The following is an 11,928-nucleotide window of genomic DNA, read 5'->3' on the forward strand; positions in this document are numbered from 1 at the left end:
TGGGAAACAGAATCTTAAACGTCGTGGGTCAAAGTAAGCTCTAGTGTACCAACCGGCATGTTGCGCCGGCACGCGGAGTAGTGGCCTTTATGGGCAAGCGTTCCATGCCCGATACCAGTTCCCAGGCTGGCCCGCATGTCCCCGTCCTGCTGGACGAGGTTCTTGCGGCGTTCGACCCCATCGCAGGCAAGCGGATTGTCGACGGCACCTTTGGCGCTGGCGGCTATTCGCGCGCCATGCTGGAGGCAGGTGCCACCGTTATCGCCATTGACCGCGATCCCAGTGTGCAACCGTTTGCCGATGCGCTGAGCGCCGAATTTGACGATCGGTTCTTCTTTGTGCCGGGAACCTTCTCCCAGCTCGACAGCCTTGCCGCCGACCATGGCCCGATTGACGGCGTGGTGCTCGATATCGGCGTGTCGTCCATGCAGCTCGATCAGGCCGAGCGCGGCTTTTCCTTCATGCGCGATGGGCCACTCGACATGCGCATGAGCGGCAGCGGTGAGAGCGCAGCCGATCTGGTCAACGCGCTGGAAACCGAGCAATTGGCCAATCTGCTCTATGCTTTTGGTGAAGAGCGCAAATCGCGCCGCATCGCCCAGTTCATCGTGGCGGCGCGCGAAACCAAGCCCATCGAAACGACGCTGGAGCTGGCCCGCATCATTGAAAAATCCATCGGTCGCAAGCCGGGCGATGCGCATCCGGCGACGCGCTCGTTTCAGGCACTGCGGATCGCCGTCAATGCCGAGTTCGACCAGCTGGTCGAAGCGCTGTTTGCTGCCGAGCGTCTGCTCGATGAGGGTGGGCGGCTGGTGGTGGTGAGCTTTCATTCGCTCGAAGACCGCATCGTCAAACGCTTCTTTGATCCCGAAAAGGGCGGTCCGTCGCAATCGCGACACATGCCACAGGTGCAGACCGAAGCACGGCGCTGGGTCGAGGTGGCCAAGGCTCGCAAGGCCGGCGAAGCCGAACTAAGCGGCAATCCGCGGGCGCGCTCGGCCGTGTTGCGGGCCGCGACGCGTTCGGATGCTGATAGTCGTCCCGTCAAGTTTGATGGTCTGGGTGTTCCCAAGGTGCGTGAAGCATGATCCGCAGCCTCAACATCATCCTGATCTTTACCAGCGTGTTCATGCTGGCAGGCGTCTATGCGCTCAAATTCTCCATCGAGAACACGGCCAGCGAACGCACGGCGCTGATCGCCCAGATCGATGCGCAGGAGGGCGATCTGTCGCTGCTCAAGGCCGATGAGGCGGTGCTCAACCAGCCCGGCCATATCGAGCCGATCATTCAGCGGCATGCTGCAGCACTGGGCGTGGAGCCGGTCAAGCAGGAGCAGTTCGGCGCTTTTGCCGATCTGCCCATGCGTCCGGTCAAGCCCAACAGCGCCGCCATGGATTCCCTGTTCACCGCGCTTGAGGCCGGTATCGACCCGATCGACGCGATCCTGGAACTGGAGGGCATCGAATAATGGCGATCACTGCAGATGGTCACGGCCCGACCATTGCCCTTGATGGCGCGCGCAAGGTGCGCGGCAATCTCACTCAGGCCCGTATTCGCTGGATGATCCTGGCGCTGGTGCTGGGCTTTGGTCTGGTGGGCGGGCGGCTGATCCAGCTGGGGCTGGTTGAAACCGACTCCACCATTGAAGGTCAGGCGCGCGACGTCATTACCGCCACGCGGCCACCGATCCTGGATCGCAATGGTCTGGAAATGGCGGTCGATATCCGCGTGCCGTCGCTGTTTGCCGAGCCGCGCCGGATCATCGATGTCGAAGAAGCCGTGCGCAAGCTGCGTACCGTGCTGCCTGATCTGAGCGAGGACTGGTTGCGCGACCGACTGACCGGCGATCAGGGTTTCGTCTGGGTGCAGCGCGAGCTATCGCCAGCCATTCAGGACCGGGTGATGCGGCTGGGTATTCCCGGGATTGATTTCATCACCGAGTCCAAGCGCTTTTATCCTGGCATGAGCGAAGCCTCCCACATTCTGGGTTCGACCAATATCGACAATCAGGGCATTGCCGGCATTGAGCGCCACATGGATGGCGAGGACGTCGCACTGTTGCAGGATCTGGGTCTGGCGCGCGGCAATGCACTGGCGCCGGTGGAACTGAGCGTGGACATGCGGGTGCAGCATGTCATGCACGAGCAATTGCTCAATGCCATGGAGCGCTATTCGGCGATCGCGGCGGCCGGGGTGATGGTGGATATCTATACCGGCGAGGTCATCGCGCTGGCATCGGTGCCTGATTTCAATCCCAATGAGCCAGCGACCGCACTGGTCAAGGACAGCTTCAACCGCATCACGGCGGGCATTTTCGAGCCAGGCTCGATCTTCAAGACGGTCACCATGGCGGGGGCGCTCGACAGCGGTTCGGTCAAGATTACCGATGATTTCGACGCGCGCTTCGGTATTCGCTTTGGCCGTTACACGATCGACGATTTCCACGGCAAGCACCGGGTTCTCAGCTTGCCGGAGGTGTATAAGTACTCCTCCAATATCGGCACGATCCGCATCATGCAGGCCATGGGCAAGGATAATTTCCGGGATTTCCTGACCCGCATGGGCTTTGATACGCGCGTGCCGTTCGAACTGCCCGAGATGCGGTTGCCCAGCGTGCCCAAGGAACTCTCCGAAGTGGGGGCCGCCACGGCCTCGTTCGGCCATGGCCTGTCGGTGTCGCCGCTGCACATGGTCACCGCCTACGCGGCCTTTGTAAACGGCGGTAATTACATCGCCCCAACACTTTACAAGCGTGATGCCGCCGAGGCGCAGGCGCTCTATCGGCCCGTGCTCAAGCCCGAGACCAGCGCCCAGATCCGTTACCTGATGCGGCTCAATGCGCTGGAGGGTTCGGGCAGCCAGATGAACAAGGAAGCCCAGGGCTATCGCGTGGGCGGCAAGACCGGCACGGCCGAAAAGGTCGTGGACGGCAAGTACTCGTCCAGCAAGGTTACCAATTTCTTTGGATCGGCTTTCCCTCTTGATAACCCGCGCTATGCAATGGTGATCATGGTGGATGAGCCCAAGGCCGAAAATGCGCAGACGGGCTCTACCGCTGGCTGGAACGCCGGCATGGTCACCGGCCGTATTGTACAACGCGTTGCCCCGATGCTGGGTATTGCACCTGATTTCGCCGAGGTTCTCGATGAGAATCTCGTTCCAAAAATACTCCGATAGATCGATCCAGAAGGGTTTGTCCCAGTGTCACTTAGCGTAACGCAACTGCTCGAAGGCTCCGGTGCCCGCCCCAAAAAGGGCCTGGGCGCAGTCTTTGGGCTCAATTCAGACAGTCGGCGCATCGAGCCGGGTGACATCTTCTTCGCCCTGCCGGGCCTGAATGTGCATGGCAACCAGTTTGTCGATGACGCGGTCAAGCGCGGCGCGCTCGCCGTGATCACCGATACCGCACCGGTCGGCGATCCGGGCGTTCCGGTGATCGTGGTCAAGGATGTACGGGCATCCTACGCCCGCGCGGCCTCCCGCGTATTCGAGCCGCAGCCCGAAATCACCGTTGCGGTCACCGGCACCAATGGCAAGACCTCGGTCGCTTCGTTTGTGCGCCAGATCTGGACCTATGCCGGCATCCCTTCGGCGAGCGTCGGAACGCTGGGCGTCGAGACCGCCAACCGTCTGATCCAGGGCAGCCTGACAACGCCGGATTCGCGCACGCTGCACCAGTCGATGCGCGCGCTCAAGGCGCAGGGCATTGATCATGTGGCATTGGAAGCCTCAAGCCACGGGCTGGATCAGCGGCGTCTGGACGGCATGCATTTTGAAGCCGTGGCCTTCACCAATCTCAGCCACGACCATCTCGACTATCACGCCGACATGGATGAATACCGCAACGCCAAGCTGCGCCTGTTCACCGACCTGCTGGTCGATAGTGGTCCGGCCGTGGTCAATGTTGATGATCCAGAATATGAGCCGTTCATGTTCGCCGCGCTCAGCGCCGGGGCGACGCTGCTGACCGTGGGTCGCGAAGGCGCCTATATCGAAGTGCTCTCGATCGAGCCCGAGGGCTATGGCCAGCGCGTTGAAGTGCGTCATGTCGGCGAAAAGCTGAGCTTTCACCTGCCATTGACCGGTGAGTTCCAAGTGTCGAACGCCATTGTGGCGGCGGCGCTGGCCATGTCGAGCGGCGTGGACAAATCCGATGCCTTCCCGGCACTGAGCGAACTGGTTGGCGCCAAGGGCCGGCTGGAACTGGTGGCCGAGCATAATGGCGCGGCGATCTTCATCGATTATTCCCACAAGCCGGTGGCGCTCGAAACGGCGCTGAACGTGCTGCGCCCCTATGCGACGGGCAAGCTGCGCGTGGTGTTCGGCGCTGGTGGCGATCGCGACAAGGCCAAGCGCCCGATGATGGGCGAAGTGGCGCATCGCCTGGCTGACGATCTGATCGTCACCGACGATAATCCGCGCACCGAGGACGCCAAGAAGATACGGGCCGAGATCATGGCTGCGGCCAAGGGTGCCAAGGAAATCGGCGATCGGCGTGAAGCGATCACCACTGCCATCAAGTCGCTCAAAAAAGGTGATGTGCTGCTCATTGCAGGCAAGGGCCACGAGGATTACCAGATCATCGGGACCACCAAACATCACTTCTCCGACCATGAGGTCGTGGCGGAGGCAATCAAGGGGCTGTAATGCCGACACTGTTCACGGTCGACGAGGTTTTGGCCGCCACGCAAGGGCAGGCCGAAGGGCTGACCGGAACCCCGTTTGGTGCGGTCTCCATCGATTCCCGCGAACTGGGCCCCGATGCCCTGTTCGTCGCCATCAAGGGCGACCGTTTTGACGGGCATGACTTTGTCGATCAGGCGCTGAACAACGGCGCGGCTGCCGCGCTGGTCAGCCGGGGCAGTGGCGACCGGCGCATCGTGGTGGATGACGCGCTTGAGGGCCTGTGCGATCTCGCGCGGGCCGCAAGGGCGCGCAGCCGGGCGATCATCGTGGGTGTGACCGGCAGTGTGGGCAAGACCACCACCAAGGAAGCGATCCGCACGGTGTTCGAGGACGCGGCGGAAACCCACGCCTCGATCAAGAGCTTCAACAATCACTGGGGTGTGCCGCTAATGCTGGCGCGCCTGCCCGAAAGCGCGCAGTTCGGCGTGTTCGAAATGGGCATGAGCGGACCCGATGAAATCCGGCCGCTGTCGCAATTGGTGCGGCCCCATATCGCGGTGATCACCACGGTGGCCGCGGCGCATCTGGAGGCTTTCGGCTCGCTGGATGGCATTGCCCGGGCCAAGGCCGAAATCTTTGCCGGCATTGAGCCGGGGGGCACGGCGGTGCTCAATGCCGATCATCCACAGTTGAATGTGCTGCTCGAGCAGGCGCGGGCCGATGGCATCGGCAATATCGTCACCTATGGTGAGGCGCGCGGTACGGACTGGCAGATTCTGGAGATCGAGACGGCCGCTGACAAGAGCTTTGCCACCATTGTGCATAACGATGAACGCCATGCCCTGGTGCTCAACGTGCCGGGCCGCCATATGGTGGCCAATGCCACTGCAGCACTCGCCGTGGCCTATCAGGCGGGTGTGGAAATCGATGTGGCGCTGCGGGCGCTGGCCGGGTTCGGCCTGCAGGCGGGCAGGGGGCAGCGGCGGCTGCTCGGCCCTGCCGAAAAGCCGGTGCTGCTGATTGACGAAAGCTACAATGCCAATACCGCCTCAATGCGTGCGGCGCTTGATGTGTTCGCGGCCCAGCAGGCCCCCGGCGGACGCAAGGTGGTGGTGCTGGGCGACATGCTTGAGCTGGGCGCGCAGTCCGCAGCGCTGCATGCGGGGCTGCGCGATGCGGTGCTCGCCTCTGGCGCCGAGCGTATCTATCTGGTGGGGCAGGAGGTGGCCGCGCTGGCCGACGCGCTGGGCCGGAGCCGTGTGACTGCACACACACACAGTGCGGCGGAGATGGCACCCATTCTGCGCAATGACCTTGCCTATGGCGACGCAGTTATGGTCAAAGGGTCCAACGGCGTGGGGCTGTCGGATATTGTCGACAAGATCGGTCAGCAGTTCGAAAGCCACTGACCCCAGCCATTCAGGACGCTGTCTTTCATGTTGTACTTCCTCGGCCAGTTGGGCGATTCACTCACGGCCTTCAACGTCTTTCGCTACATCACCTTCCGCACGGCCGGGGCGGTTATCACCGCACTGTTCTTCGTGTTCATGTTTGGTCCGGGGATGATTGCCCTGTTGCGGCTCAAGCAGGGCAAGGGCCAGCCGATCCGTGAAGACGGGCCCGCCGGGCACCTGCTGACCAAGAAGGGCACGCCCACAATGGGCGGGCTGATGATCCTGTCGGGCGCGGTATTCTCGACCCTGCTATGGGCCAATCTGGGCAATGGCTATGTCTGGGTGGTGCTGTTCGTGACGCTGGGCTTTGGCGCCATCGGCTTTTACGACGACTATCTCAAGGTCAAGCGGATGAGCCATCAGGGCTTTGGCAGCAAGCAGCGCCTGCTGCTTGAAGCGCTGATTGCCTGTATTGCCGCCTTTGCGATTTCGCAGCTGAATTCGGGTGTGTACGGCACCGCACTGCTGTTTCCCTTCGTCAAGGATCTGGCCTTCAATCTGGGCTATTTCTACATCCTGTTCGGCGGCTTCGTTGTCGTGGCTGCGGGCAATTCGGTGAACCTGACCGATGGTCTGGATGGTCTGGCCATTGTCCCGGTAATGGTCGCTGCTGCCTGTTTCGCGCTGATCGCCTATCTGGTGGGTAGCGTCAATTTCTCGGACTATCTGCTGCTCAACTATGTCCCCGGCACAGGCGAACTCTCGGTGGTCTGCGGGGCGCTGATTGGCGCGGGCCTGGGCTTTTTGTGGTTCAACGCCCCACCGGCGCAGATCTTCATGGGCGATACCGGCTCGCTCGCCCTGGGCGGTGCGCTGGGCTCGATTGCCGTGGCGACCAAGCATGAAATCGTGCTGGCCATCATTGGCGGTCTGTTCGTGCTCGAGACAGTCTCGGTGATCGTGCAGGTGGTCTCGTTCCGGCTGACCGGCAAGCGCGTGTTCCGCATGGCGCCGATCCATCACCATTTCGAGCATCTGGGCTGGACTGAAAGCCAGGTGGTAATCCGGTTCTGGATCATCAGCTTCGTGCTGGCCCTGATCGGCCTGAGCACCCTCAAGCTGCGCTAGAAGGCTCGCGTGGGGCGACAGAGTCGCAAAACGCAAGAACGATTGGGAAATCGGTAACCATCGGCCTGCTACAATTCGATATAGTTTGTATCGAGTAGTCCGGCTTTCCCATGATGTTTTCCCGTGCCGATAAGACGCCTTTGGCGGAATGGTGGTGGTCGATAGACCGGGAGCTGCTGGGCGGTCTGGTCCTGTTGCTCACCTGCGGCATGGTGCTCAGCTTTGCCGCGAGCCCGCCAGTAGCCGAACGCATTGGCCTGTCGGAGTGGCATTTCGTGCTGCGTCACGCCATGTTCTGCGCCATCGCGCTGCCAGTCATGCTGGCGACTTCGCTCCTCAATCATCGTCAGGCACGCTTCGTCGCGCTGGCCACGCTGGTGGTCAGTGTGCTGCTGCTGTGGGCGACGCTGCGGTTTGGCACCGAGGTCAAGGGCGCGCGGCGCTGGATGTCGTTTGCCGGACAGTCCATCCAGCCGTCCGAATTCGTCAAGCCGGCCTTTGCCGTTCTCAGCGCCTGGCTGTTTTCGGAATCCATGATCCACCGCAACGTGCCGGGAAAGGCGCTGGCCACCGGCATCATGCTGGTGATCGTGGTAGGCCTGCTGCTGCAGCCCGATATCGGGCAGACCGCGCTGGTGCTGGGGACCTGGGCCGTGCTGCTGTTTCTCAGCGGCATTTCCTGGTTCATCATTTTCGGACTGGCGGGCGTGGCCGGGGTGCTGCTGTTTGGCGCCTACATGTTCTTCCCGCATTTCTCCAAGCGCATCGATACCTTCCTGAACCCTGATGGGGGCGGCAATACCTATCAGATCGACCGTGCGCTGCAGTCGCTGCTTGAAGGCGGCTGGTTCGGGCGCGGGCCCGGTGAATCGATCGCCAAGAAGCTGATCCCCGACGCCCATGCCGACTATGTGTTCTCGGCAGCGGCCGGTGAATTCGGCATTCTGTTCTGTCTGGTGCTGGTGTCGCTGATCGCGTTTATCGTGTTGCGGGCCATGATGGGCGCCCAGCGCCAGAGCAGCCTGTTCTCCCGCCTTGCTGCGTCCACATTGGCCATCCAGTTTGCCATGCAGTCCGGCATCAATCTGGCTGTGAACCTGAACCTGATCCCGCCCAAGGGCATGACGCTGCCATTTGTTTCCTATGGTGGTACGTCGATGATCGCGGTGGCGTTCGGCATGGGTCTGATGCTGGCCTTTACACGCATCAAGCCCGAGGAACGCATGGCCACCGGAATTCCAAGCTTCAAAAGCGCCATTGCGCCACTGGCGCCTGCAGAATGAAGAAATTTGTCTTGATGGCCGGCGGCACGGGTGGACACCTGTTTCCCGCCATGGCGCTGGCGCAGGAGCTGGGACGGCGCGGCCATGTGGTCGAACTGATGACCGATCACCGGGTGGATTCCTATGGTGGGGATTTCCCGGCCAGCGCGGTTCACATCGTGCCATCGGCAACACCATCGCTGCGCAATCCGGTCAAGTTCGTCACTGGCGGGCTGGTCATCCTGCGCGGTATCGCCGTGGCCTGGAGCAAGCTGCGCAAGAGCAAGCCCGACTGCGTGGTCGGCTTTGGCGGTTATCCGACATTCCCGCCCTTTCTGGCAGCGAATTTTCTGGGCATTCCGGGCATCCTGCACGAGCAGAACGCCGTGATGGGCCGGGCCAACCGGGCCCTGGTACGTTTCGCCGATATCCTGGCTATGAGTTTTGCCAAGACCAAATTCGCCGATGGGCAGTCGCTCGAACAGGTGCTGACCGGCAATCCGGTGCGGGACCGGGTGCGGGCGGTGGCCGGCGAGCCCTATCCCGAACTGACCCCCAAGGGACCGATCCATATCGTGGTGTTCGGCGGCAGCCAGGGCGCCAAGGCGCTCTCCGATATCGTGCCCTCTGCCATCGCGGCCTTGCCCGATGGGCTGCGGCACCGGGTTCAGATCGTGCAGCAATGCCGGGCCGAGGATCTCGACCGGGTCGCTGAGGCCTATCGCAAGGCCAAGATCAATGTCGAACTGGCCGCCTTCATCAGCGACCTGCCCGAGCGCATCGCGCGCGCCCATCTGGTGATCGGACGTTCGGGTGCTTCCACGATCGCCGAGCTGACCGTGCTGGGCCGTCCGGCCATTCTGGTGCCGCTGCCCGGCGCCATCGATGCCGATCAGAAGAACAATGCCATGGTGATGGAAGCGGCTGGTGGCGCCTGGATCGCCGAGCAGGCCACGCTGTCGCCGCAATCGCTTGGCACTCGGCTCACAGACCTGTTATCCGAGCCGTCAAAACTCACACAAGCCGCCGCCGCTGCCCGTTCGCTGGGTCAGCCGCGCGCTGTCGAGAAGCTGGCGGACGTCGCCGAAATGCTCTCGGGCAAGACCGTACTGGAACACAATCTATGAAAATGCCTCGCAATATCGGCCCCGTCCATTTCATTGGTATCGGCGGCATTGGCATGAGTGGCATCGCCGAAATCCTGCACAACCAGGGCTATACCGTGCAGGGCTCGGACGCCTCGGCCAATCCCAATGTGCAGCGCCTGCGCGATATGGGCATCAAGGTCGAGATCGGCCAGAGCGGCGACAACCTGGGCGCCGCTGAGGTTGTTGTGGTTTCCTCAGCTATCAAGCGCGACAATCCTGAATTGGTGGCGGCACGTGCGCGCCAGTTGCCGATCGTGCGCCGGGCCGAGATGCTGGCCGAGATCATGCGTTTCAAGACTGCCATTGCCATTGGTGGCACCCATGGCAAGACCACCACCACAACGCTGGTGGCCGCGCTGCTTGATGCAGGCAATCTTGATCCGACGGTGATCAATGGCGGCATCATCAATGCCTATGGCACCAATGCCCGTCTGGGCGCTGGCGAATGGATGGTGGTGGAAGCCGACGAGAGCGACGGCACCTTCGTCAAGCTGCCCGCCGATGTCGCCGTGGTCACCAATATCGACCCCGAACATCTGGACCATTACGGCAGCTTCGAGGGTGTGCAGAAGGCGTTTCACCAGTTCGTCGAGAACGTGCCGTTCTACGGCTTTGCGGTGATGTGTCTGGATCATCCCGAAGTGCAGGCCCTGGTCGGCGAGATCAAGGATCGCCGGGTCATCACCTATGGCCAGAACCCGCAGGCCGATGTGCGGCTGGTGGATCTCGAAACCATTGATGGCGTGAGCCATTTTTCGATCGAAATCCGCGACCGCATCCGCATGACGCAATTGCGTATCGATGGGCTCGAACTGCCCATGCCGGGCGTGCACAATGCGCTCAATGCCACGGCCGCTATTGCCGTGGCCGATCAGCTGCACGTGCCGGCCGAGGCGATCCGCACCGGGCTCAAGGGCTTTACCGGCGTCAAGCGCCGCTTCACCCGGACCGGTGTGGTCGGAGGCGTCACCATCATCGACGATTACGGTCATCACCCTGTCGAGATAACCGCCGCGCTCAAGGCCGCGCGGGAGTCGACACGGCGCGATGTGATCGCCGTGGTGCAACCGCACCGCTATAGCCGCCTCAAGGATCTGTTCGATGATTTCTCGGCCTGCTTCAACGATGCCGATACGGTTATCGTCGCGCCGGTTTATGCCGCCGGTGAACAGCCTATCGAGGGCGTGACGCATGAAGAGCTGGTCAACCGCATCCTGTCGCGCGGGCATCGCGATGCGCGGGTGATCGATCGCCCCGAAGCCCTGGCGCCCCTGCTGGCCAGCCGGGTGGCCGATGGCGATTATGTCGTGTGTCTGGGCGCAGGCAATATCACGCAATGGGCGGCCACGCTGCCCGGCGAGCTGGCGGCCCTGATGAGCGAGGAGGTCAAGTGAGCTTTCCCGATCTCATCCCCGCGTTTCAGCCCTGGATTGCCGAAGTCCGCGGCCGGTTGATCCCCAACCAACTGCTCAGCGAAATCACCTGGTTCCGCGTTGGTGGGCCAGCGCAGCTGTTCTTTACGCCCGCTGACGAAGCCGACCTGGCGTTCTTTTTGAAGAACCTGCCCGCCGATATCCGCGTGACGGTGATCGGGCTGGGCTCGAACCTGCTGATCCGCGATGGCGGCCTTGATGGCGTGGTCATCCGGCTCTCGGGCAAGGCCTTTGGCCAGGTCGAGGTGCTGGAGGATCACAAGATCCGCGTCGGTACCTCGCTGCCGGACGTCAAGGTGGCCACAGCGGCGGCCGAAGCCGGCATTGACGGGTTGACCTTTTATCGCGGCATTCCCGGCGGCATCGGCGGGGCGCTCTACATGAATGCAGGCTGCTATGGCACCGAGACGCGCGACCGCATGGTCGAGCTGCGCGCCGTGACGCGGCAGGGCGAGATCATCACGCTGACCAATGCCGATATGGACTACCATTATCGCAAGTCGAATGGCCCTCGTGGGGCGGTGTTCGTCTCGGCGGTCTATCAGGGCTTTGGCGGCGACCGCGAAGAGATCCTGAGCCGGATGCGCGAGATTACCGAAAAGCGCGAGATCCAGCCAGCCGACCAAGGCCAAGACAGGCGGTTCGACCTTCAAGAACCCCGAAGGCCATTCAAGCTGGAAGCTGGTAGATGCCGCTGGTGGCCGTGGCCTGCGGGTGGGTGGCGCCCAGATGAGCGAACTGCATGCCAACTTCCTGCTCAATGTCGACAACGCAACGGCCCATGACATCGAGACGCTGGGTGAAACGGTGCGCAACAAGGTGCGCGCCAATTCCGGCATCGAGCTGAAATGGGAAATCCGCCGCATGGGTCATTTCGAACCCGGCAGGGAAGTCCGCGAGTTTCTCGACGGCGATTTCTTCACGGGGGCGGTCTAGC

9 protein-coding genes and 1 pseudogene are annotated in these 11,928 nt (G+C 62.2%); all 10 read left to right on the forward strand.

The genetic code is table 11. The features are described 5' to 3' along the window. Nucleotides 1–89 precede the first annotated feature (89 nt). Nucleotides 90–1,088: a 16S rRNA (cytosine(1402)-N(4))-methyltransferase RsmH gene (rsmH, locus tag AC0L37_RS05340; protein WP_282221781.1), complete on the forward strand. Its 999-nt coding sequence runs from the start codon at nucleotides 90–92 to the stop codon at nucleotides 1,086–1,088. Further along, the gene (ftsL, locus tag AC0L37_RS05345; protein WP_212657389.1) at nucleotides 1,085–1,468 is read left to right on the forward strand and encodes a cell division protein FtsL; all 384 of its coding nucleotides are present in this window, start codon (nucleotides 1,085–1,087) and stop codon (nucleotides 1,466–1,468) included. The genes rsmH and ftsL overlap by 4 nt, the downstream gene beginning before the upstream one ends. Further along, nucleotides 1,468–3,177 (forward strand): peptidoglycan D,D-transpeptidase FtsI family protein, encoded by a 1,710-nt coding sequence (locus AC0L37_RS05350; RefSeq protein ID WP_212657390.1) that lies wholly within the window; start codon nucleotides 1,468–1,470, stop codon nucleotides 3,175–3,177. Before ftsL ends, AC0L37_RS05350 begins: the two co-directional genes overlap by 1 nt. A 24-nt stretch (nucleotides 3,178–3,201) precedes the next feature. Continuing rightward, on the forward strand, nucleotides 3,202–4,647 hold the full coding sequence (locus tag AC0L37_RS05355; RefSeq protein ID WP_282221780.1) for a UDP-N-acetylmuramoyl-L-alanyl-D-glutamate--2,6-diaminopimelate ligase: 1,446 nt from the start codon (nucleotides 3,202–3,204) through the stop codon (nucleotides 4,645–4,647). Continuing rightward, nucleotides 4,647–6,035 carry a UDP-N-acetylmuramoyl-tripeptide--D-alanyl-D-alanine ligase gene (locus AC0L37_RS05360; RefSeq protein ID WP_282221779.1) on the forward strand — a complete coding sequence of 463 codons (1,389 nt, stop codon included), beginning with the start codon at nucleotides 4,647–4,649 and terminating at the stop codon, nucleotides 6,033–6,035. Before AC0L37_RS05355 ends, AC0L37_RS05360 begins: the two co-directional genes overlap by 1 nt. A 27-nt stretch (nucleotides 6,036–6,062) precedes the next feature. Next, complete coding sequence (mraY, locus tag AC0L37_RS05365) at nucleotides 6,063–7,148, forward strand: phospho-N-acetylmuramoyl-pentapeptide-transferase (protein WP_212657392.1); 1,086 nt, start codon at nucleotides 6,063–6,065, stop codon at nucleotides 7,146–7,148. 113 nt (nucleotides 7,149–7,261) lie between these two features. Continuing rightward, on the forward strand, nucleotides 7,262–8,431 hold the full coding sequence (locus AC0L37_RS05370; RefSeq protein WP_212659099.1) for an FtsW/RodA/SpoVE family cell cycle protein: 1,170 nt from the start codon (nucleotides 7,262–7,264) through the stop codon (nucleotides 8,429–8,431). After that, entirely contained in the window at nucleotides 8,428–9,537 is a 1,110-nt protein-coding gene (gene murG / locus AC0L37_RS05375; RefSeq protein WP_269369155.1) for an undecaprenyldiphospho-muramoylpentapeptide beta-N-acetylglucosaminyltransferase, read from the forward strand. Before AC0L37_RS05370 ends, murG begins: the two co-directional genes overlap by 4 nt. Continuing rightward, the gene (gene murC / locus AC0L37_RS05380) at nucleotides 9,534–10,952 is read left to right on the forward strand and encodes a UDP-N-acetylmuramate--L-alanine ligase (RefSeq protein ID WP_269369157.1); all 1,419 of its coding nucleotides are present in this window, start codon (nucleotides 9,534–9,536) and stop codon (nucleotides 10,950–10,952) included. Before murG ends, murC begins: the two co-directional genes overlap by 4 nt. Beyond that, nucleotides 10,949–11,927: pseudogene (gene murB / locus AC0L37_RS05385) on the forward strand (UDP-N-acetylmuramate dehydrogenase). The gene murC and the pseudogene murB overlap by 4 nt, the downstream one beginning before the upstream one ends. The last annotated feature ends 1 nt before the right edge of the window (nucleotide 11,928 follow it).

The sequence above is a fragment of the Devosia sp. J2-20 genome (assembly GCF_055808475.1).